General features: G+C 68.3%; 19 protein-coding genes. 7 read left to right on the forward strand and 12 right to left on the reverse strand.

All coding sequences use genetic code 11. The features are described from left to right. The first annotated feature begins 62 nt into the window (after positions 1 to 62). Together LRR16_RS08255 and garD are read left to right on the forward strand one after the other, a co-directional pair. The gene (locus LRR16_RS08255) at positions 63 to 1,022 is read left to right on the forward strand and encodes a tripartite tricarboxylate transporter substrate binding protein (protein WP_006577947.1); all 960 of its coding nucleotides are present in this window, start codon (positions 63 to 65) and stop codon (positions 1,020 to 1,022) included. A 25-nt stretch (positions 1,023 to 1,047) separates the two neighbouring features. Continuing rightward, complete coding sequence (garD, locus tag LRR16_RS08260) at positions 1,048 to 2,610, forward strand: galactarate dehydratase (protein ID WP_370646770.1); 1,563 nt, start codon at positions 1,048 to 1,050, stop codon at positions 2,608 to 2,610. On the opposite strand, the gene eutC is transcribed toward garD, so the two are convergent. The 3 genes from eutC to LRR16_RS08275 form a co-directional block, all read right to left on the reverse strand. After that, positions 2,588 to 3,373 (reverse strand): ethanolamine ammonia-lyase subunit EutC, encoded by a 786-nt coding sequence (gene eutC, locus LRR16_RS08265; RefSeq protein ID WP_232205531.1) that lies wholly within the window; start codon positions 3,371 to 3,373, stop codon positions 2,588 to 2,590. The two genes, garD and eutC, sit on opposite strands and share 23 nt — an antisense overlap. Positions 3,374 to 3,431: 58 nt before the next feature. Continuing rightward, positions 3,432 to 4,814 (reverse strand): ethanolamine ammonia-lyase subunit EutB, encoded by a 1,383-nt coding sequence (locus LRR16_RS08270; protein ID WP_232205532.1) that lies wholly within the window; start codon positions 4,812 to 4,814, stop codon positions 3,432 to 3,434. A 341-nt stretch (positions 4,815 to 5,155) separates the two neighbouring features. Beyond that, entirely contained in the window at positions 5,156 to 5,857 is a 702-nt protein-coding gene (locus tag LRR16_RS08275) for a FadR/GntR family transcriptional regulator (RefSeq protein WP_006579947.1), read from the reverse strand. 211 nt (positions 5,858 to 6,068) lie between these two features. Between LRR16_RS08275 and LRR16_RS08280 the strand changes: the two genes are divergently transcribed. The 5 genes from LRR16_RS08280 to LRR16_RS08300 all read left to right on the forward strand — a co-directional run bounded on the left by LRR16_RS08280 (position 6,069) and on the right by LRR16_RS08300 (position 11,704). Continuing rightward, a complete protein-coding gene (locus tag LRR16_RS08280) occupies positions 6,069 to 6,935 on the forward strand; it encodes a (Fe-S)-binding protein (protein ID WP_232205534.1) in 867 nt (288 codons plus the stop codon). Further along, positions 6,932 to 7,690 (forward strand): lactate utilization protein C, encoded by a 759-nt coding sequence (locus LRR16_RS08285; protein ID WP_064574446.1) that lies wholly within the window; start codon positions 6,932 to 6,934, stop codon positions 7,688 to 7,690. Before LRR16_RS08280 ends, LRR16_RS08285 begins: the two co-directional genes overlap by 4 nt. Then, positions 7,687 to 9,132 (forward strand): LutB/LldF family L-lactate oxidation iron-sulfur protein, encoded by a 1,446-nt coding sequence (locus LRR16_RS08290; RefSeq protein ID WP_232205541.1) that lies wholly within the window; start codon positions 7,687 to 7,689, stop codon positions 9,130 to 9,132. The genes LRR16_RS08285 and LRR16_RS08290 overlap by 4 nt, the downstream gene beginning before the upstream one ends. Positions 9,133 to 9,307: 175 nt before the next feature. Further along, entirely contained in the window at positions 9,308 to 11,038 is a 1,731-nt protein-coding gene (locus LRR16_RS08295) for a lactate permease LctP family transporter (protein ID WP_232205542.1), read from the forward strand. A gap of 213 nt (positions 11,039 to 11,251) precedes the next feature. Next, positions 11,252 to 11,704, forward strand: coding sequence for a hypothetical protein (locus LRR16_RS08300; RefSeq protein ID WP_232205543.1), 453 nt, complete (start codon positions 11,252 to 11,254; stop codon positions 11,702 to 11,704). A 51-nt stretch (positions 11,705 to 11,755) separates the two neighbouring features. Here LRR16_RS08300 and LRR16_RS08305 read toward each other — a convergent pair whose 3' ends face one another. The 9 genes from LRR16_RS08305 to LRR16_RS08345 all read right to left on the reverse strand — a co-directional run bounded on the left by LRR16_RS08305 (position 11,756) and on the right by LRR16_RS08345 (position 22,491). Continuing rightward, positions 11,756 to 12,946 carry a Xaa-Pro peptidase family protein gene (locus LRR16_RS08305; RefSeq protein ID WP_232205545.1) on the reverse strand — a complete coding sequence of 397 codons (1,191 nt, stop codon included), beginning with the start codon at positions 12,944 to 12,946 and terminating at the stop codon, positions 11,756 to 11,758. Between the two features lie 10 nt (positions 12,947 to 12,956). Continuing rightward, positions 12,957 to 13,925 carry a tripartite tricarboxylate transporter substrate binding protein gene (locus LRR16_RS08310; RefSeq protein ID WP_232205547.1) on the reverse strand — a complete coding sequence of 323 codons (969 nt, stop codon included), beginning with the start codon at positions 13,923 to 13,925 and terminating at the stop codon, positions 12,957 to 12,959. 240 nt (positions 13,926 to 14,165) lie between these two features. Next, positions 14,166 to 14,765, reverse strand: a complete 600-nt coding sequence (locus LRR16_RS08315) for a TetR/AcrR family transcriptional regulator (RefSeq protein ID WP_006576122.1) — start codon at positions 14,763 to 14,765, stop codon at positions 14,166 to 14,168. 138 nt (positions 14,766 to 14,903) lie between these two features. Next, positions 14,904 to 15,257: a DUF1428 domain-containing protein gene (locus tag LRR16_RS08320; protein WP_006576123.1), complete on the reverse strand. Its 354-nt coding sequence runs from the start codon at positions 15,255 to 15,257 to the stop codon at positions 14,904 to 14,906. A 124-nt stretch (positions 15,258 to 15,381) separates the two neighbouring features. After that, positions 15,382 to 16,518 (reverse strand): CaiB/BaiF CoA-transferase family protein, encoded by a 1,137-nt coding sequence (locus tag LRR16_RS08325; protein WP_232205548.1) that lies wholly within the window; start codon positions 16,516 to 16,518, stop codon positions 15,382 to 15,384. 48 nt (positions 16,519 to 16,566) lie between these two features. Continuing rightward, on the reverse strand, positions 16,567 to 17,556 hold the full coding sequence (locus tag LRR16_RS08330; protein WP_232205549.1) for a tripartite tricarboxylate transporter substrate binding protein: 990 nt from the start codon (positions 17,554 to 17,556) through the stop codon (positions 16,567 to 16,569). A gap of 159 nt (positions 17,557 to 17,715) precedes the next feature. Next, a complete protein-coding gene (locus tag LRR16_RS08335) occupies positions 17,716 to 19,506 on the reverse strand; it encodes an acyl-CoA dehydrogenase family protein (protein ID WP_232205555.1) in 1,791 nt (596 codons plus the stop codon). Between the two features lie 211 nt (positions 19,507 to 19,717). Next, a complete protein-coding gene (locus tag LRR16_RS08340; RefSeq protein ID WP_232205560.1) occupies positions 19,718 to 21,142 on the reverse strand; it encodes a C25 family cysteine peptidase in 1,425 nt (474 codons plus the stop codon). Next, complete coding sequence (locus LRR16_RS08345) at positions 21,139 to 22,491, reverse strand: hypothetical protein (protein ID WP_232205561.1); 1,353 nt, start codon at positions 22,489 to 22,491, stop codon at positions 21,139 to 21,141. Before LRR16_RS08345 ends, LRR16_RS08340 begins: the two co-directional genes overlap by 4 nt. Positions 22,492 to 22,506 lie beyond the last annotated feature (15 nt).

Below are 22,506 nucleotides of genomic sequence, written 5' to 3' on the forward strand. Positions count from 1 at the left end.
GGCCGGCGCCCAGGACCGGCCGATGCATGACAAGCGAGAGACCCACCCTCAAGGAGACACAGATGAAACGCCTGATCGCCACGCTGGCCTTCGGCCTCGCCACCACGCTGTCCGCCCATGCCGCCTGGCCCGACAAGCCGGTCACGATGGTCGTGCCCTTTCCCGCCGGCGGCTCGACCGACGTGATCGCCCGCATCGTCGGCGCCAAGCTGCAGGAACAGACCGGCGCCAGCTTCGTGGTCGAGAACAAGCCCGGCGCGGCCGGCGCGATTGGCGCCAGCTTCGTCAAGCGCGCGGCACCGGACGGCTACACGCTGCTCGTGTCCTCGCTCGGTCCACTGGTCATCGCCCCGCATCTGATCAAGAGCACGCCGTACGATCCGGCCCGCGATTTCGACTACATCTCGGTGGCGGTGCAGGCGCCGAACATCCTGGCGGTACCGGCCAACTCGCGCTTCCAGACGCTGCAGGAGGTGGTCGCGTTCCTGAAGGCCAATCCGGGCAAGCTGACCTTCGCCTCGGCCGGCAACGGCACCAGCGACCACCTGACCGCCGAGCTGTTCTGGCAGCAGACCGGCACCAGTGGCACGCATGTCCCGTACAAGGGCGGCGCGCCGGCGATGAACGATCTGATCGGCGGGCAGGTCGATGCGACCTTCATGAACATCAACACGGCGATGCCGCAGGTCAGGGCCGGCAAGATCCGCGCGCTGGCGATCACCAGCACGCAACGCTCGCCGGTACTGCCATCGGTACCGACCATGGACGAGGCCGGGATCAGGAACCTGGTCGTCTACTCGTGGCAGGCAGTGGCCGCGCCCAAGGGGCTGCCCGCCGATGTCCGCGAGCGGCTGCACAAGGGCATCGTCGCCGGGCTGAACGACCCCGCGGTCAGGAACAGGCTGCTCGAGGTCGGCTTCGAGATCGTCGGCAACACACCCGAACAGTTCACCCGCTTCCAGGCCGCCGAATCGGCCCGCTGGAAGCACGTCATCGAAACCGGAAAGATCACCGCCGACTGACGGCGGCCCAGGAGATACGCTCATGATGCAAACGGCGAGCCGCAGCGCCGGCCAACCGCTCTATATCCGCATGCACGACGCGGACAACGTCGCCATCGTCGCCAACGATGGCGGCCTGCCGGCCGGCACCACCTTCCCGTGCGGATTGCAACTGGTCGAGGCGGTGCCGCAGGGCCACAAGGTCGCGCTGGTCGATCTCGACGAAGGCGCGCCGGTGCTGCGCTACAACGTCGTCATCGGCTACACCGTGAAGCCGCTGCCACGCGGCAGCTGGGTCAACGAGCGCGTGCTGCGGATGCCGTCCGCACCGGAACTCGACGCGCTGCCGATCGCCAGCCGCGTGCCGGCCGAGTTGCCGCCGCTCGAGGGCTACACCTTCGAGGGCTATCGCAATGCCGACGGCTCGGTCGGCACGCGCAACATCCTGGCGATCACGACGACGGTGCAGTGCGTGGCCGGCGTGGTCGACTTCGCGGTGCGCCGGATCAAGGCCGAGCTGCTGCCGCGCTACCCGAACGTCGACGACGTGGTGGCGCTGGAACACAGCTATGGCTGCGGCGTGGCCATCGACGCGCCCGATGCGGTGATCCCGATCCGAACGATCCGCAACCTGGCGCTCAATCCGAACTTCGGCGGCGAGGTGATGATCGTCAGCCTCGGCTGCGAGAAGCTGCAGCCGACGCGACTGATCGAGTCCGGCACGATCCCGCTGCAGATCGAAGGCGGCGCACCCGACGTGGTTTGCCTGCAGGACGAGCGCCATGTGGGCTTCGGCTCGATGATCGATTCGATCCTGGAGACGGCCGAGCGCCATCTGCAGCGGCTCAATGCGCGCCGGCGCGAGACGTGCCCGGCTTCCGAACTCGTGGTCGGCGTGCAGTGCGGCGGCAGCGATGCGTTTTCGGGCGTCACCGCCAATCCCGCGGTCGGCTTTGCCACCGACCTGCTGGTGCGCGCCGGCGCCACCGTGATGTTCTCCGAGGTCACCGAGGTGCGCGACGGCATCGACCAGCTGACCGCGCGCGCGGCCACGCCCGAGGTCGCGCAGGCGATGATCGAGCAGATGGCGTGGTACGACGATTACCTCAGCAAGGGCCGCGTCGACCGCAGCGCCAACACGACGCCGGGCAACAAGAAGGGCGGCCTGTCGAACATCGTCGAGAAGGCGATGGGCTCGATCGTCAAGTCGGGCAGCGGGCCGATCCACGGCGTGGTGCCCCCCGGCGAGAAGGCCAGGCAGAAGGGCCTGCTCTATGCGGCAACGCCGGCCAGCGACTTCATCTGCGGCACGCTGCAACTGGCCGCCGGCATCAACCTGCATGTGTTCACCACCGGACGCGGCACGCCGTACGGACTGGCCGAAGTCCCGGTGATCAAGGTCGCCACGCGCAGCGACCTGGCGCGCCGCTGGCACGACCTGATGGATATCGACGCCGGCAGGATCGCGACCGGCGAGGCCACCATCGAAGAGGTCGGCTGGCAGCTGTTCCACACGATGCTCGAGATTGCCAGCGGCAGAAAATCGTATGCCGAGCAGTGGAAGCTGCAGAACGCGCTGGTGCTGTTCAATCCGGCGCCGGTGACCTGAGCGCGGCGGCCTCGCCGGCGCCGAGCGCGCCGCTGTCCTCCTTGAGCCGCACGCCGCTGCAGCCCAGCGCCACCGCGCCGCGCAGCAGCCACGCCAGCCGATCGGCCGCCTGCGCGTACGGCAGCCCTTCCGGGCGCACGTTCGAGATGCAGTTGCGCTGCGCGTCGGTGCGGCCGGGATGGGGGTCGTAGGTCAGATAGATGCCTAGGCTGTCGGGCGAACTGAGGCCGGGGCGCTCGCCGATCAGCATCACGACCTGCCGCGCGCGCAGCAGCTCGCCGATCTCGTCGCCGAGGGCCACGCGTGACTGCTCGGCGATCGCGACCGGGCCGATCCGCCAGTCGGGCAGCCGCTCGCGCACCGCGCGCAGCACCGGCACCGCATGGCGCTGCGCCGCCTGTGCCGACAGGCCGTCGGCGATCACGAAGGCCACGTCGCACGGCTCGCCCGCTGCCTGGCGCAACCGCTCGCGGCTGTGCTCGTCCAGCCGGCGGCCCAGATCGGGGCGGCGCAGGTACTGCGCGCGGTCCGCCGCGGCGCTATGGACCCCTAGATGAGCAAACCCTGCCTCGTCCAGCGCCGCCTTGACGATCTCGCAGGACAACGGCTGGTGCACCGCGTCGCGCGCCTGCGCATGGGCCAGGCCGAACGCGAGCACCGCGTCGGTGGGTTGGCTGTGCCCGGCGCGGCCGAGCGCGATGCGCGCCGAGGTGAACTGGCGCAGCCGTTGCCAGGGATGGGGCGGGGCGAGGGTCGAAGGCATCGATCGCTCCTGAATGGGCCTGAATGATCCTGAATGATCCTGAATGGGCCTGAATCGCTTACAGGTCGTGCGCCAGTTGCAGCAAGGGCTGGCGCTCGGCCGGCTCGACCAGCCTGCCATCGTCGCGGAAGATGCCGGTGCGCTTGAGCCAGGCCTCGAACTCCGGTGCCGGCGCCAGGCCCAGCGTCTCGCGCAGGTACAGCGCGTCGTGAAACGCGGTGCTCTGGTAGTTCAGCATGATGTCGTCCGCGCCGGGCACGCCCATGATGAAGTTGACGCCGGCCACGCCGAACAGCGTCAGCAGCGTGTCCATGTCGTCCTGATCGGCCTCGGCGTGGTTGGTGTAGCAGATGTCGCAGCCCATCGGCACGCCGAGCAGCTTGCCGCAGAAATGGTCCTCGAGCCCGGCGCGCACGATCTGCTTGCCGTCGTACAGGTACTCCGGCCCGATGAAGCCGACCACGGTATTGACCAGCAGCGGCGAAAAGGCGCGCGCCACCGCATATGCCCGCGCCTCCATGGTCTGCTGGTCGACGCCGTGGTGGGCGTTGGCCGACAGCGCGCTGCCCTGCCCGGTCTCGAAATACATCAGGTTGTCGCCGACCGTGCCGCGGCCCAGCGACAGCGCGGCGGCGCGGGCTTCGGCCAGCAGCGCCAGATCGATGCCGAAGGCGGCGTTGGCCTGCTCGCTGCCGGCGATCGACTGGAACACCAGGTCGACCGGCGCGCCCTGCTCGATCGCGCGCAGCGTATTGGTGACATGGGTCAGCACGCACGACTGCGTCGGCACGCCGTGCCGCTCGCGCAGCTCGTCGATCAGCCGCAGCAGCGCCACGATCGACGCCAGGTTGTCGCCAGCCGGATTGATGCCGATGGTGGCGTCGCCGCAGCCATAGAACAGGCCGTCGATGATCGAGGCGGCGATGCCCTTGGGGTCGTCGGTGGGATGGTTGGGCTGCAAGCGCACCGACAGCCGGCCCGGCAGTCCGATCGTGTCGCGAAAGCGCGTCACCACACGGCACTTGCGCGCCACCGCAATCAGGTCCTGGTTGCGCATCAGCTTGCTGACCGCGGCCGCCATTTCGGGCGTGATGCCCGGCGCCACGCGGGCCAGCACCGTGCCGTCGGTCTCGTGCAGCAGCAGCCAGTTGCGGAATTCGCCGACCGTCAGCGCGGCGATCTCCGCGAAGGCGCCGGCGTCGTGGCGGTCGACGATCAGGCGCGTGACTTCGTCGCTTTCGTACGGGATCAGCGCCTCGTTCAGGAAGCGCGACAGCGGCAGGTCGGCCAGCGCGATCCGTGCAGCCATCCGCTCTTCTTCGCTGTCGGCGGCCAGGCCCGCCAGCTGGTCGCCCGAGCGGGCCGGGCTGGCCTTGGCCAGCAGCGTCTTCATGTCCGCGAACGCGTAGCGCCGCGCGCCGATCGTTTCAGTGAACGCCATCTGTTCCCCCGGCAAGGAGCGGTGGCCCTGTCATGACGCGGCTTGGCGCGGCACCGGGCCCCTGGTCCGGAATATAGCGCGCAAACGTCATGGAAGCCCGATGGCGACTCTCTGGCGAAGGACTTGGGGGCGAAGCGTACCCGTTTCTGCGTGCCAATTCCGCCGGCTCACCGGCCGCCAAAACCGGTCCGATTTCCGTTGCGGGAACGGCTGCTGCGGCGTCGGCGAGCGGACAGTCGTGCCACGCCGGCGCCGGGAGCGTACCCGTTTCTGCGTGCGCCTGCCGGGAAGAAACCAGACTCCGGAGCTCCGAAGAAGGCGCGTCGCTCGACGACGGCCGGCTACTCCGCCCGGCTGCGCACGTAGTCGATATGCGCCTGCATCGCCGTGCGCGCCTCTTCCGGGCGCCGCGCCAGGATCGCCGCGCACAGCGTGCGATGCTGCAGCAGCAGCTGGTCGGAGGCCTCGGCGTCCTGCTCGCGCAGGCCGGTACCGTTGGTCGTGATGTGCTCGCGCAGCATGCCGATCACGCTGGTATGCAGGTGCAGGAACATCGTGTTGTGCGAGGCCAGCGCAATCGCCTCGTGCAGTTGCGCGTCGGCGTCGGCCTCCGCCTGCTTGTCGTCGCGCTCGCGGGCGCGCTCCAACTGGTCCAACAGGGTTCGGATCCGCCGCAGGTCCTGCCCGTCGGCGCGCAGCGCGGCGAAATACGCGGTGGCGCCCTCCAGTACACGGCGGAATTCCAGGATGTCCTCGCGCAGCGCCGGATGGTCGGCAACCAGTTGGCGCCACGGCGACGCGATGCCGCTGCGCAGCTGCTCGGTGACGAACACGCCGGCGCCACGCCGGCTCTGCAGCAGCCCCCGCGCCGCCAGCCGTTGCGTGGCCTCGCGCACCGTGTTGCGGGCCACGCCGTAGGTCTCGGCCAGGACACGCTCCGCCGGCAGACGCGTGCCCGCCGGCCACGTGCCATCCAGCAGCGCGGTCTCGACCTTGCGCATTACCTCCTCCACCCGGCCGCGCTCGCGCATGCCTGCCGCCATCGTCCTCTCCCCTCGCTTCGTCGCGCGTTCAACTGGTCCAACCAATTTGAACCTTGCCGCCGCAGCGGGAATTATGCCGCCGAAGCGGACGTGCTCCGCCGCGACCACACTCGGACGCAGAACGACGTCCCAAACGCACGACTACCCCACTACTACGCCACTACTACGCATCGAGCCCGCCATTGCAGGCGGGCCATCTCCGGAGCGAGACATGATTCCGAGGCAATACCCCGAGGCCCCCGCGCAGGTGTACCTGTTCGCGACCTGCCTGGTCGACCTGTTCGTGCCGCAAGCCGGCCTGGATGCGGTCCGTCTGCTGGAGCGGGAAGGGCTGACCGTGCATTTTCCGCGCGGGCAGAGCTGCTGCGGCCAGCCGGCCTACAGCAGCGGCAACCCCGAGCAGGCGCGCGCCGTCGCGCGGGCGCAGCTCGATCTGTTCGCCCAGCCCTGGCCGATCGTCGTGCCCTCCGGCTCCTGCGCCGGCATGATGCGCCATCACTGGCCCAAGCTGTTCGAGGACGATGCCGTGGCAGGCCCGAAGGCGCGCGCGCTGGCCGAGCGCGTGTTCGAACTGAGCGAGTTCCTGCTGCGCGTGCTGAAGGTCCGCTATCCGGGTGCGGCGCCGGCGGAGGCGTCGACGTCGGGATCTGTCAGGCCGGAGACCGTGGTACTGCATACCTCCTGCGCGGCCCGCCGCGAGATGGGCACGCGCGTTCACGGCGTCGAACTGATCGACGCATTGCCCGGTGTCACACGGCTGGAACACGAGCGCGAATCCGAGTGCTGCGGTTTCGGCGGCACCTTCTCGCTGAAGCATCCGGACATCTCGGGCGCGATGGTGCAGGACAAGGTCGCTTCCGCTTGTGCCACCGGCTGCGACACGCTGGTATCGGCCGACTGCGGCTGCCTGCTCAATATCGGCCATGCGGCGCGCCGGCAGGCGTTGGGCCTCAAGGTCGAGCATATGGCCACGTTCCTGTGGCGCCGTCTTGGTCATGCGGATGGAAGCGGGGATGGCGACCGCGATGGAAGCGCCGGCCCGCACGCGGCGCTGGCCGCAACGGAGACGCAGCGATGATCGCCGACGACGCCCGCACGCGCATCCTCGAACGGCTGCGCGCTGCCGCGCCGGTCGCCAACGACGACCCCGCCGCGGCGCCAACGCTGAGCCGGCGCATCGACGCGCATTTCGACGGCCGGCGCGCGATGCACGCGCCCGCGGACGGCGCCACGCTCGCGGACGCGATGCAGGCCGCCCTTCACGCGGCACACGCCGAAGTCTGGCGCACCGACGAGGCCGGCTGGCCCGCACTGCTGGCCCAGCGCCTCGCCGAAGACGGCGTGCGCCGCCTGCTGTTCGATCCCCAAGGTCCGGAAGGCATCGCGCTGTCGCGCTGCCTGCCATCGGCCGTCGACGCCGTCGCATACCAACGCCCCATCGAAGCGTGGAAGGGCGAGCTGTTCGACACCATCGACGCCGGCTTCACGGTGGCGCGCTCGGGCATCGCAGGCACCGGCACGCTGGTGCTGCTGCCGGACGCGCGCGCGCCGCGCACGGTCTCGCTGGTCCCGCCGCTGCATGTGGCGCTGGTCTACGCCGACACGCTGCATGCGGACTTGCACGCCGCGATGCGCGCCGAACGCTGGCAGGACGGCATGCCGACCAATCTGGTGCTGGTGTCCGGCCCGTCGAAAACCTCCGACATCCAGCAGACGCTGGCCTATGGCGCGCATGGGCCGCGCCGGCTGTGGGTGCTGATCGTCGAGCGCGGCGGCAGCACGGCATCGCCGGCAATACAAGCGTCGGCACCGACATCGGGAGAACCGGTATGAGCGCGACCCCGATGCATTTCGTACCGTCCGCCGACTTCAAGGCGCGGGCCCGGGCGGCGCTCGACGACGCCAAGCTGCGCAGCAGCTTCCGCGGCGCGATGGACTTCCTGCAGAACAAGCGCGCGGTCCAGTTTCCGGACGGCGACGAGCTGCAGGCCTTGCGCGACCTCGGCGAGGCGGTGCGCCAGCATGCGCTGGCGCATCTGCCGCAGCTGCTGGAGCAACTGGAGGCAAAGCTGACGGAGGTCGGCGTGCAGGTCCATTGGGCGCAGACGCCCGACGAGGCCAACGCGATCATCGCGGACATTGCCGAGCGCCACGGCGCGCGCAGCGTGATCAAGGGCAAGTCGATGGCCAGCGAGGAGATCGCGCTGAACCATTACCTGGCCGAGCGCGGCATCCGCAGCCTCGAATCGGATATGGGCGAGTACATCGTCCAGCTGGCCGGCGAGGGGCCCTCGCATATCGTGATGCCGGCGATCCACAAGACCCGTGGCGATATCGCCGCGCTGTTCGAGCAGCATATCCCCGACACGCCCTACACCGAGGACGTCGACACGCTGATCCAGACCGGCCGCCGCGCGCTGCGGCACGCCTTCGTCGAGGCCGATATCGGCCTGTCCGGCGTCAACTTCGCCGCCGCCGACACCGGCACGCTGTGGCTGGTCGAGAACGAGGGCAACGGCCGGCTGTCGACCACCGTGCCGCCGGTGCATATCGCGATCATGGGCATCGAGAAGGTGGTGGCGAGCCTGGACCATATCGTGCCGCTCGCCACGCTGCTGACGCGCTCGGCCACCGGCCAGGCGATCACCACTTACTTCAACCTGATCACCGGTCCGCGCCGCGCCGGCGAGCTCGACGGCCCGCGCGAGATGCACGTGGTGCTGCTCGACAACGGACGCACCCAGGCCTATGCCGACGCGCAATTGCGCGCGACGCTGCAGTGCATCCGCTGCGGCGCCTGCATGAACCACTGCCCGGTCTATACCCGCATCGGCGGGCACGCCTACGGCACCACCTATCCGGGCCCGATCGGCAAGATCATCTCGCCGCATCTGCTGGGACTGGACGCCACCGCCGATCTGCCGACCGCGTCGAGCCTGTGCGGCGCCTGTGGCGAGGTCTGCCCGGTGCGGATTCCGATTCCCCAGCTGCTGATCCGGCTGCGCACCGAGGCCAACCGCAATCCCGACGAGGCGGTACAGCATCCCCTGCGCGGCCAGGGCGCGCGCTACAGCCGCGGCGAACAGCTGATCTGGCGCTTCTGGCGCGGCGCATTTGCGCATCCGCGCCTCTACCGGGTGTTCCGCTGGGCCGCGACGCGGCTGCGCGCGTTCACGCCATCGCGGCAGATGGGGTGGACCGATCATCGAGAGCCCTTGCGGCCGGCGGCCCGCAGCCTCGCCGATCTGCTGCGCGAGCGCGGGCAACCCGAATAGCAAGCGCCCTGCCCACCAACGTCTGTGGTCCCCGCGCAGGCGGGGATCCAGCGGCTTCCGAAGACGCAGGATTCCCGCGTTCGCGGGAACGACGCGATGGTGACCGAGACGTGCTCGGCCACTTCGCCAAGTCCATTTTCCCTTTCTAGACTCGCATCCCTCGGAGGAGACCGATATGCAAACCTGGCAACAGGTCTATACGCCGCTTGGCAGCCTGTGGCTGTCCTCGCTGGCGGCCGCCATTCCCATCCTGTTCTTCTTCGTCGCGCTGGCGCTGCTGCGCATGAAGGGCCATGTGGCAGCCGCGATCACGCTGGCGCTCGCGCTGGCCGTGGCCATTGCAGGCTATGGCATGCCCGTGCCGCAGGCGCTCGCCTCGGCGGGCTACGGCTTCCTGTACGGCCTGTGGCCGATCGCCTGGATCATCGTCACCGCGGTGTTCCTGTACAAGATCGTCGTCAAGACCGGCCAGTTCGACGTGATCCGCGCTTCGGTGCTGGCGATCACCGACGACCAGCGTCTGCAGGTGCTGCTGATCGGCTTTGCCTTCGGCGCCTTCCTCGAAGGCGCGGCCGGTTTTGGCGCGCCGGTGGCGATCACCGCCGCCCTGCTGGTCGGCCTGGGCTTCAATCCGCTCTACGCCGCGGGTCTGTGCCTGATCGCCAATACCGCGCCGGTGGCCTTCGGCGCGATGGGCATCCCGATCATCGTGGCCGGACAGGTCACCGGCATCGACCCCTTCCATATCGGCGCGATGGCCGGCAGGCAATTGCCGCTGCTGTCGCTGGCGGTACCGTTCTGGCTGGTGTTCATGATGGACGGCGTCAAGGGTGTGCGCGAGACCTGGCCGGCCGCGCTGGTCACCGGCGGCAGCTTTGCCGTGACGCAGTACTTCACCGCCAACCATATCGGTCCCGAACTGCCCGACATCACCTCGGCCCTGGTCAGCCTGGTGTCGCTGTCGGCCTTCCTGAAGGTCTGGCAACCGCGCAGCGTGGCGCGTGCCGCCGGCGCATCGTTGCGAGCCGGCCACGGTGGCGCCGCTGCGCTCGGCGGCTTCGGCGATATGGGCGGTTTTCCCGCGATCGGCACGGCCAACGAGCGCAACGCGCGCAAGGCTTCGCCGTACACGCTTGCCCAGACGGTGCGCGCCTGGGCGCCGTTCGGCATCCTGACCGCCATCGTCACGGTCTGGAGCCTGCAGCCGTTCAAGGCGCTGTTCGGCTCCGGGGGCGCGCTGGCCGGCACTGTGCTGAAGTTCCCGGTGCCCTGGCTCGACAAGCTGGTCGTCAAGACCGCGCCGATCGTCGCCGAGCCCAAGGCCTACGACGCGGTGCTGAAGATCGACCTGCTGTCCGCCGTCGGCACCGCGATCCTGCTTACCGCCCTGATCTCCGCCGTGTTGCTGCGCATGTCGCCGCGCACGCTGCTGGCGACCTTCGGCGAGACGCTGCTCGAGCTGCGCCGGCCCATCTTGTCGATCGGACTGGTACTGGCCTTCGCCTTCGTCGCCAACTACTCGGGCATGTCGTCGACGCTGGCGCTGCTGCTGGCCGGCACCGGTGCGGCCTTCCCGTTCTTCTCGCCGTTCCTGGGCTGGCTGGGCGTCTTCCTGACCGGCTCCGACACCTCGTCGAACGCGCTGTTCTGCTCGCTGCAGAGCACGACCGCGCATCAGATCGGCGTCTCGGACACGCTGCTGGTGGCCGCCAATACCACCGGCGGCGTGACCGGCAAGATGATCTCGCCGCAGTCGATCGCGGTGGCCTGTGCGGCAACCGGACTGGTCGGCCGCGAGTCGGAGCTGTTCCGCTTCACGGTCAAGCACAGCCTGCTGTTCGCGGTGATCGTCGGGATCATCACGATGGTGCAGGCGTATTGGCTGACGGGGATGATTCCGGGTTGATCGCCAGGCGAGCGCGGGGCGTCGCGCCAGCGAAGGGAATGTGTCGGGATCGTGTGCACGCTCTTCGATGGACGTCGGAAAAAAGCGAAAGCCGGGCAAATCCTGAGGTGGGATAGTGCGGCATCAGTCGAGTGGTGTGGCGGCAAGGACGTTGATCCTTGTCCCACGCCTCGCCGACCGATGCCGCCCTTCTTATCTCGATGGACGAAGACCATGGTCACCACCCCGGACCCGAACGTTACCGATCACGATGCGATGCAAGCCGCCCCCCCTCGCCCCAAGCCCCATCGACGCCGCGACGACGCGCTGTCCCGACACGACGCGCTTCAACTGATCCGCAAGCAGGTGGGGGTAATCATTCCCCCGTGGGGCGTGTTCTCGTCCGTCGGCAGTGGGATCGCGCTCGTCATCTCGGTGATGAGCTTCCAAAGCTCCAACATGCAAGACAAGGTCGACAAGAACACCGCACCGTTGCAGGCCCAGCTTATCGAAATGGACAAGCGGCTGACGGGCCGGCTCGATGCAGTCGACAAGAGGCTGGATCGCTTCGGCGCCAGACTTGACGCAGTGGAAGCCCGGCTGGGCGCGCTCGAGGTTCGAGTCGGCGCAATCGATATGCGCCTCCAACAAGTGGACGCCAAGCTCGACCGCCTGCTCAGCAAATAGTTGCCTCGGGCCATTCGCATGACGGCGGATGGCCAATCCTGCCGCGTTGCGCTACGCCACCGTCGCGTAAGCCAACGTCTTCGGCGTCTTGACGATGACCTCCGGCCGCTCGCCCACGATTACCGTGTCGTCGAGGCGGAAGCCGCCGAGTCCATAGACATAAAGACCCGGCTCGGCGGAATACACCTCCCCTGCCAGCAACGGCCGCGTATTGAACGCCATGTCTTCCGGATACTCATGCAGCATCAGGCCAACGGCATGGCCGGTCCGGTGAAAGACGTATTGCGCGCAGTCGGCCCGCTCGATCACCTGCAATGCCGCGGCATCCATGTCGCAGACGCGTTTGCCCAGCACCGCCGCCTCGACCGCGGCATCGGTGGCTTCGGCCGCGACGGAATACAGGCGCGCCTGCTGGTCCGTCGGCTTGCCGCAGAACCAGGTCCGTTCGTTCTCGACGTATAGTCCATTCAAACGCGGCAGCACCAGGTTGACGATGGTGTCGCCCGCCGAAATGCGCGCGCCGCAGGCCGCGCCGTCGCCATGCGGGGAGGCGGAGGCGGGGCCGGTCAGCGTCCAGCACTTCAGGATGTCGAAGTCCTCGCCGGGGAAGCGGCGCGCGGCTTCCTCGACCATCAGGGCCGCCATCGCGTGATCAAGTTCCTGGACCAGCCGGCCCGCGCGGATGTTCTCGCGGTAGCGGTCCTGCACCCAGTCCGTCAACGCGCCGAGTTCGCGCATGACCTGCTGTTCCTCGGCATGCTTGACCCACCGCAGGCTGCGCATCTCACCCATCGCGGGCCGCAGCGTCATCTCTGGCAGATAGCGCTGCGCCGCCGTGAGGATGGGGTGGGCGACGTCCACTGCGATGCGGGACATGCCCAGGCCCTTCTGCGCCAGCAGCGCCGCCACGACCTCGGGCAGCTGCGGCGCAAGCGGCAGGCGATTGGAGACACGCGGGTGCTCGGCGTAATAGGTGATATCCGACAACCACACCTTCCCCTTTTCGGTGGCAAAGCGCATATGGTTCGTCGACAGCTCGTTCATCACCGCGAAGGTATCGCCATTGCGCGCAACGACCACGAAGACCGGCCGCTCCCATGGCCATACGTCCAGCTGGAAGTTGGTCGCGAATTGAAAGAAGTCGGGCGTGCCGAAGACGAGCGCATCGACGCGCAGTCGGTCCATCAGCTTGCGCATCGACGCGAGGCGATATTCGTGGACGGCTTTTGTCAGATGAGGCATGGCGTCGTGATCAGAGAGAAATGCCGAGTTTGCGGATGACCGGGCCCCAGGCTTCAGAGTCGCGCTTCATGTAGCGCTCGACCTCCGTTGAGGGTCCCTTGATCGGTTCGAGGAACTGGAACGCCAGCTTCTCCTTCAATTGCGGGTCGTCCAGTGCCTGATTGATGTCGGCGTTGATCTTTTGCACCAGCGCCGCCGGCGTGCCGGTCTTGGCGACGATGGCGTACCAGCCCGGCACCGCGACGTCATAGCCCAGCTCCTTGAAGGTCGGCACGTTGGGCAACGCGGCGAGACGCTTGTCGCCGGTGACGGCGAGCGGCACCAGCTTCTGCCCGACGATGTTTGCGTGCACGCCGGCCACCACGTTCATCATCACCGGCGTCTGGCCGTTCATCAGGCTGGTGGCGCCGCCCGGCCCATTGAACGGAACGTGCTGCAGCTTGATTCCCGCCTTTTCGGCGACCAGTTCCATTGCCAGATGCGTGGAATTGCCGACGCCGCCCGACGCGAAGCTGATCTCGCCCGGACGCGCCTTCGCCATCTGCACGAACTCCTGCAAGGTCTTGACCTTCAGCGACGGCGCCGCGACGAAGACGAACGGCGAGTTCGCCAGCATGGCAACGCCCACCAGATCCTTCGACGGGTTGTACGGCAGCTTCGGATACAGATGCGGGTTGAAGCTCAGGTTCGACACGCCGGCAAAGAACAGCGTGTAGCCGTCGGCGGGCTGCGACAGCACGTAGTTGATTGCCAGCGCGCCGTTGGCGCCCGGCTTGTTTTCCACCACCACCGCCTGCTTCCAGGCATGTCCCAGCCGTTCCGCCAGCGCCCGCGCCAGCACGTCGTTGCCCGTTCCGCCGGCCTGGGGCACCACCAGCCGGACCGGCCTCGAGGGATAGTTTTCCGCCTGCGCGATACCGGGCAGCGTGGCGGCCAGCACTGCGCCCGCAGTCCAGCCCAAAAGTGTTCGCCGTTTCATTCCTGCACTCACCGTTTCGTCGATTCGTCCCGCTCGGGATGTCGTTCGGCCGCCGCAGCCGTCGGCCGAATCGAGTCGCAATGTACCATGTGGTACATGGATCGGTGTAGCGAGGGTATACGCGAACAATCGCGCGAAGAATCGCGCGGATTCCAGCGCGGATTCCAGCGCGGATTCCAGCGCGGATTACGGCGCGAACTCAGCGGCTGGAATGCAGGGAAAGCAAGGGTAGTCGGCGGATCATCGCTGGCGCGGCCGCGTCATCATTTCGGCGAAATATTCGATCGCGGCGGTGGTGCCCTTGCGATCGCCGGTGGTGACCAGATCGAGCAGCAGCCCGCGGATCGTCGCCACTTCGACGCGGGCCAGAAGCTTCGCTTCGCTTCGGCTCATGCCGAGGCTGCGTTCGAAGCGTTCGGCCAGCATGCCGGTCCAGCTGCCGATGACATCCTCGAGAAAGCCGCTGAAGCGTTCGCGGTCGCGAATGGCACGGCCGTAGATCTCGAACACCAGCTGCATGATCGGCAGGTAGTTCGATGCCGAGTATCGTTGCCAGGCGGCAACCAGCGCTGACTTCGGATCCGTGCCTTCGGCCAGCGCATGATGTCTCGCCTGCTGTTCGGCATGGCGGATGCGATGCAGCAGCGCCTGCCAGAAGCCGTCCGCCGAGCCGAAGTAGTAGATCAGCATGCGGTGGCTGGTGCCCAGGGCCTCGGCCACGCTGCGCAGCGACAGGTCGCCAAGGCCATGGGTCAGCACGTGTTCGGTGGCCGCGTCGAGGAGTTGAAGGGCTTGCTCGCTGTTCGCGCGTGCGCTGGCGTCGGGCTTCTTGGTCGGCATGGGTGGCGGTCGGTATGCGGGACAACGACGCGAGGGCGTCGCGAACCGCGATTCTAGCCGCGGTCCGCCTCGCTACCGGCCAAAATTCCGGCACTGTGCGCCAGCGCGCAAGCCAGCGGAACGGTCCGGCCTGTCCGCTCAGGCCTGGACGATCGGCTCGAACCCGCCATAGATCATCCGCTGACCGTCGAACGGCATGTTCTGCATGTCGTTCGCCAGCCGCGGATCGGCCATTGCAGCCTTCATTCCTTCGTCCCGCTTCTCGCGCGACGGCCACTCGATCCACGAGAACACCACGGACTCGTCGTCCTTGCGCTGCACCGCCATCGTGAACGACGTGACCTTGCCCTCGGGCACATCGTCGCCCCAGCATTCGAACACCCGGAGGGCGCCGTACTCCTTGAACACGTGCGCGGCCTTTTGCGCCATTTCGCGGTAGGCCTCGCGGTTGGCGGTGGGCACGGCAATGACAAAACCGTCGACATAGGACATGGTGGTCTCCTTGGGAATCGATCGGCACCGGCGGTCGGGTCTGCGCCAGCTGGCGCTGCCTCACGCTCGGAATGCGTCTCGTTACCATAGCCCAAGATCCGCCATGTCCAAAGTGGACAGCAGGCTAGCCCTCCCCCTCCCGCGGTAGGAAGGCGTCTCCCTCGGCCAGCGGCGCGAAACGATAGGTCGCCGGCGTGCGCGACAGCTTCACAGGCGCGCCCAAACCCCGGTAGCCGCCTTCCATCTCGACCACCATCTCGCGATGCGCGGTGTGCGGATGCTGCAAGGCATCGGGCACCGACAACACCGGAGCGCAGGGCACGCCGGCCTGCACCAGCGTATCCGCCAGCGCCTTGCCGTCGCGCGTGCTCAACTGCGCCTCCAGCTCGGCCTTCAGCGCGGACCGATTGACCGAGCGTGCCCCGGCCGTCGCATAGCGCGCGTCGTCGGCCAGCGCGGGCACGCCAAGCTGCTCGCACAGGATGCGGAACTGCCGGTCGTTGCCGACCGCCAGGAAGATCGGATCGGTGGCGGTGGCGACCGTGTCGTACGGATAGATGTTTGGATGGGCATTGCCCGTGCGCTGCGGCGCCTTGCCGCTCATGAACCAGTTGGCCGCGTGCGGATGCAGCAGCGACAGGCCCGAGTCATACAGCGCGGCCTCGACGAATTGGCCGCGGCCGCTGCGCTCCCGTTCCTGCAACGCCAGCAGCACGCCCAGCGCGGCGTTCAGCCCGGTCACCATGTCGACCACGGGCAAGCCGACGCGCAGTGCCTCGCCGTCCGCCTCGCCGTTGATGCTCATGATGCCTGCCATCGCCTGGATCGCGGCATCGTAGCCCGGCAGGCCGCCCAGCGGACCGTCGGCGCCGAAGCCCGACACACGGCAGTGCACCAGGCGCGGGAAGCGCACCGACAGCGCCTCGTAGCCCAGGCCCCATTTCTCCATGGTGCCCGTCTTGAAGTTCTCGATCAGCACATCGGCGTCGGCCAGCAGCGCGAGCAATACCTCGCGCTCGGACGGCGCCGCCAGATCGAGCCGCATCACGCGCTTGTTGCGATTCAGGCCAAAGTAGTAGGAAGCCACGCCGTCCTTGAACGGCGGGCCCCAGGTCCGCGTGTCGTCGCCCTGCGGCGGCTCGATCTTCAGCACATCGGCGCCGTGGTCGCCGAGGATCTGCCCGCAGTAAGGGCCGCCCAGGATGCGCGACAGGTCGACCACCCGGATGCCGGCGAGCGCGCCGGTGCTTGCTTGCGTCATCGAATTTCCCTGGCTCGTTGCCATCGTCGGCATCGTCGTCGATTCCGGTCAGTCGAGCTGCGCACCGGACTTCTGCACCACCGCGCGCCACTTGCCGACCTCGGCCTTGATAAAGCCGCCCAGTTGCTCGGGCTTGGTCGACGGTGCGAACTCGAGCCCCTGTCCCTGCAGCGTCTTGCGCACCTCCGGCTGCTTCAGTGCGTCGGCAAAGGCCGAATTCAGCTTGCCGATGACCTCTTTCGGCGTGCCGGCCGGTGCGACCACGCCGAAGAACACCGATACGTCGAAGCCGGCGACGCCCTGCTCGGCAACCGTCGGCACATCCGGCAGCGCCTGCGAGCGCTCGCTGGTCGTCACGCCGAGCGCGCGCAGCTTGCCGCTCTTGATGAAGGGCAGCGCGGTCAGCACGTCGGTAAAGGTCATGCTGACCTGGCCGCCCAGCAGATCGTTCAGCGCCGGACCGGTGCCCTTGTACGGAATGTGCTGGAAATCGGTGCCCGCCAGGTTGTTGAACAGCACGCCGGCCAGGTGCGATGAGGCGCCGTTGCCCGACGACGCATAGGTCAGCTTGCCGGGATTGGCCTTGGCATAGGCGATCAGCTCGCGGACGTTCTTCGCCGGCACCGACGGATTGACGACCAGCACATTCGGCAGATGGCCGATCTGGATCACCGGCGTGAAGCTCTGGATCGGGTCGTAGTTGATCTTGCGATAGAGGCTGACGTTGATCGCCAGCGGCGCCGACGTGCCGAACATCAGCGTGTAGCCGTCGGGCTCGGCGCGCGCGACGGCTTCCGCGCCGATATTGCCGCCGGCGCCGGCGCGGTTCTCGACCACCACCGGCTGGCCGAGCGTGTTCTTCAGCGAGGCCGCCAGCGTGCGCGCCATCGCGTCGGTCGGACCGCCCGGCGGGTAGGTCACCACCATCATGATCGGCTTGGACGGATAGTCCTTCTGCGCGAAGGCGGGCGCGATGCCGGCGCACAGCGTCAGCGTGGAAACGGCGGCGATCGCCGCGATGCGTTGCCAGGGGGTCATCTCATGTCTCCTTGTCGGGCCATGCGCCGTCGGGATTCATCGTCCCGGGCGCTTGTGGGGTTGCTTGTTCGGTTGCTTGTTGCGTGGCTTGTCGCGTTGCTCATTGCGCAGGACCGGCCGCGACGGCATGCGCCTCGCCGCGGGTAGGTCCGCGTGTCTTCAGAACAGGTCGACCTGATCGACCTCGCCGGCAGGCTGCACCGCGCCTTCGGCCGGGGGTGCCACGGTGTCGGCCAGCCAATCGGGTTCGGCGCCGCCCGCCAGTGGGTCGCGCGGCAGCACACGGTGGATCAGCACCAGCTGGGCCAGACGCATGCGGCGCACCGAGCCGATGCGTCCCGCTTCCCAGGCCATCGCCACCGCGCTGGTCACGTGGTACAGCGCGGATGCGGCCTGGCGCGCGAGCACATCGCCCGCGGCATCGGCCTGGGCGGCGTCGGCCGCCAGCGTGCAGGCTCGTTCCAGCGCGCCTTCGAACGCCACACGGGCATTGGCGTGCAGCGGCGTCTGCGCCAACAGCTGCTGTAGATGGGCCCGCAGCACTGGCAGTGCACCCTCGCGCCGGATCGCCCGCAGCACGTCGAGCGCGACGATATTGCTGGTGCCCTCCCAGATCGAGCCCAGGTGGGCGTCGCGCACCAGCCGTGGGTCGCTCCATTCCTCGATGTAGCCACAGCCCCCGCGGATCTCCATCGCATCGCCGGTGACCTTGCGCGCGTCGCGGCAGGCGCGAAACTTGATCAGCGGCGTCAGGATGCGCATCAGCGGATAGGCCTCGGTCTCGCCCGCATCGGCCCGGCGCAGCGCCTCGGCAGTCTGGAACACCATCGTGCGGGCCTGCTCGGTCGGCAGCGTCAGCTTCAGTAACTGGCGGCGCATCAGGGGCATGTCGATCAGCCGCTTGCCGAACGCACGGCGCTCCCGCGCGATGAACAGTCCTTCTGACAACGCCCGGCGCATCAGTCCGGCGGCGCGCACGCCGTTGGACAGCCGCGAATTGTTGATCATGTCCGCCATCTGCACGAAGCCGCGTCCCGGCTCGCCGACCAGCCATGCGTGCGCGCCTTCGAGGCGGATCTCGCCGCTCGCCATCGAGCGCGTGCCGAGCTTGTCCTTCAAGCGGATGATCCGATAGTGGTTCGGGCTGCCATCGGCGAGCCGGCGCGGCAGCAGGAACAGCGACACGCCCTTGATGCCGTCCGGCGCACCGTCCGGACGCGCCAGCACCATCGCCAGCTCGGCATCGGGATTCGAGCAGAACCACTTGTCGCCGGTCAGGCGCCAGCCGCCCTGCGCCTGCGGATCGGGGATCGCGCGCGTGGCGGTGGCCGCCACATCGGAGCCCGCGCCCTGTTCGGTCATGAACATCGCGCCCTGGTACAGGTCCTCGAACACCTGCGTGGTCAGGTTCGGCAGGAAGCGCTCGACCAGCGCAGGATCGCCGAACTTGCGCAGCGTGCGCGTCAGCGAATCGGTCATCGACAGCGGGCAGCACAGGCCGAACTCCGCCTGCACGAACAGATAGGTCAGCGCGTACTTGGCCGCCGCCGGCATCGCCTGCGGCCAGCCCAGCACGCCGCCGCGATGCGATACCGCCGCCAGCCCGAACTCGGCAAAGGCCACGCGTTCGAGCTCGACATAGGCAGGATGCTTGTCGATGCGCTGCGCATCGATGCCGGTGCGCGTGCGGTGCGTCAGCGTGGGCGGATGGTGGTCGGCGGTATTGGCCAGTGCATCGAGCACGCCGCCGGCCAGCGCGCCCATGCGATCCAGATGCGGCAACAGATGCTGGTACAGGTCCGCCGGCAGATACAGCGGCAGCAGCGCGCGCAGATCGGGATCGCTGGCAAATAGATTGACGCCATGCTGATCGGGCACCGGATGCAGCGGCGGCGTCGCCGCGACGTCGGGTTGCGATGAAACGTCCTGACGGACGGCGCTGGTCGGCATGCTTGTCTCCTCTTCCCACTTGTCGATGTGCGGCCGGGAACGAGCCCGCCGGATGGTGGAATCTTCGAGGAAACCGCGATTTGCGTCCAATACCAAGAATGGCTTGGACGATATGTTTTTTATATCGATGCCGGGACAGTCCGGCGGCTGCCGAGATGACGGCTCGAGACGGCATTCCTCTCGGCATTCCTCTCGGCATCCATCGCTGCATTCATCGCTGCATACGTACCGCCGGATCGCCGAGGACCACGTAGTTGCGCGCATCGTCGCGCATCACCCAGCGCTGCGCGAGCTCGCGCTCCGGCACCATGGCGCCTGCCTGACGTTCGCGCAGCAGGTCCGCCAACTCGGTACTGAGCGCGGCCCAGCGCAGATTGAAGCGGTCGGTCGCATGACCGATACGATCGCCGCGCATCAGGCTGCCGATCACGTCGCGAAAGCCCTGGGTCTGCGGCGCGGCCCGTGTGTTCTGGAAGCTGTATGCCCAAGCGCGGTCGACATGCCCAAGCACCGCCAGCGCGCCACCGTCCGGATGCGCCAGCAGCCGCTGCGGCAGCCGTGCGGTACGGCAAGCCTGCGCAATGCGCACTGGGGCCTGCGCCTGCACGAAGTCGTCGAACTCGGGTACCCCCGCACCGTAGCAGGCGAAACAGAAGTAGATCATGCCGTGGCAATGGATGTCCTCTGGCAGATCGTCGGCGCCAAACCAGTGATCGGGCCCGATCGCCCCGTAGCCCTGCCAGTCCTGGCAGACGATGGCGCCTTGCGTACCGGCCTGGCGCGGATCATCCGCGCGCAGGCTGACGCCGTGCGTGCCGGTGAACAGCAGCGCCGGTGCGCCGTCCGTCAGCTTGCCGCGCAGGATCTCGCGCAGCGCCGCCTTGGTGGCGGCTTCGGCAAGCACCGGATGGAAGGCCATGTCGGGGCGCCGCCCCAGCGTCTCGGCCAGCGGGCCGACCAGTTGGCGCGTCAGCAGGCGGGTAGCACGGTCGAAATCGTGGCAGGTCGCGAACAACACGCTGCCCGGTAGGGTAGCCCTGGCATGGTTCGCCGCTTCCCATGCCGCGACGCTGTCCGCATAGTGGCGCAGCTCATCGGGCGCGGCGAAATCCAGGCGGCCGACCGCCCAGTACAGGTCCAGCGTGTATTGGAACGCGTAGGGAATCTGCTGCGGCGAGCCGACCAGCGCGAGGTAGTACGGCACGCCCAGTTCCGGATCGACCAGGTTCAGCGAGGCGCCATGCCGGGTCAGCCAGGCGCTCGCCGTTTCGCCCGGCTGGCAACCCTGCTCGCCGGCGAAGACGCGAAAGCGGGCGCCGGCCTGTTCCCGCCGTCTTCCCACCAGAGGCGCCAGCGCGTCCAGCCACGGCGCCGGATCGGTGCCGCTGGCGAACACCAGCCCCCAGCCGGCCTGATCCAGTTCGTTGGCCGAGACATCGCCCATCAACGCGAATGTGCGGGACTGACGCGATTTCTCCGCGGCCGCTTCGGGGGAGCGGCGACGCTCGGTCTCGCGCCGACCGAACGCATCGAAGGCGCGAGCGTCGATCGGCGGCAGCGGCAGACCGGTGTCGGCGTCGACCCCAAGCGGCAGCGGCGCCTCGCCCTCGTCCGGTTCCGCGGCGTGCGCGTTCATGGCGTGTTCCCGTTCGCGGCGATGGCGGCCATCGCGGCCTGCCAGATCAGGTGCGCGACCTCCGGGCCGTCGATATCGCTGTGCGCCCCGGAGATGCCCTGGCCCTTGCGGATGAACTGGCTCGCATCGAGATTGAACACGTCGCCTTCCCCCCATGGGTAGACGCCGTCCACGCCGAGCATCGACGCGTCTGCGGCCCCATCGATGCCCTGCAGACCGAACGCGCCGATCGCGCCGTACTTGGGCAACGCCGAGGTTTCCGCCAGGGTCAGCTGGCTCGCGACGCCGGCGGCCCAGGGGTACAGCACGCCAACCGCGCTGTCGTGGCGCGACCGGGTGACGACGATGGGCCCGCTGACCTTGCCGTGCGTCAGGATCCCGTGGCAGTAGCCCGCCGTGCCGGGCTGCAACGGGATGTCGGGCGAATAGGACCAGATCGACATCGCGCCCTGGATCAGCACGCAACTGGCCACGGGCCGGCGCAACGGCGCATCGCCGCCCGGCCCGGCCAGCGCGGAGGACATCACCACGCAGCCGAAGCTGTGGCCAACCAGATGCAGCCGGACCGCCGGCGCAGCCTCGAGCAGCCGGTTCAGCAGCGGATGCAGCGCGGTCTCGCCGATCCGCTGCCCACGCTTTTTCATGGTCCAGAACGACAGCTGGCGCAGCGGCGCGAGGATGCCGGACAGCGAAGGGCCGCCGAATGCGGCATCGACCTGCAGCGCGTCATCGAAGGCCTGCTCCGGGTCGAACGGCAGACGGTCGGACGACAAGTCGCCGCCGATGCCTTCGGACCGTAGCCCCAGCGCCCAATCGAGATCGCGGTAGGCGGCCTGCGCCTCGACGGGCAGGCGCATCGCATCGGGCTCGGTGCGTGCCACTTCGACGATCGTGGCCAGCGCGGCGCGCACCCGCGGCGTATCGCCCAGACGTTCGGCGTAAGCGTCGATCAACGCCTGCGGCCCCACCGCCGCGGCTGCGGCGAAGCTGGCATCGCCCGCGCCCTCGGCCATCTCCTCGTCGCCCCAGGGCTGGCTGGGCCAATGCAGTCCGACATGTTCGATCCGCAGCTCCGGCCGCTGGGCCTGCGCCGCCTCTCGATCGGCACGCTGCCGCGCGAAGGCGCCGATCCATCTGCCGTACTGGTCCAGCGCAGCCGGCATGTCGCCCTTCCAGCCATGGCACCACAGGAAGACATCGGTCGGCGGCGCGGCGCGCCAGCGCTCGAGCAGCCGCAACGACAGGCAGCCGGCTTCGCCATCCGGGTCGTCCGCTCGTTCGTCGCCATCCTCGTCGAAGGCGATCAGGGCATAGCGGTCGCCGTCATCCGGCAAGTTCACGAAGGGCATGGCGTGTCTCCTGGG

The organism is Cupriavidus sp. UGS-1 (assembly GCF_021213615.1).
Taxonomy (GTDB): domain Bacteria; phylum Pseudomonadota; class Gammaproteobacteria; order Burkholderiales; family Burkholderiaceae; genus Cupriavidus.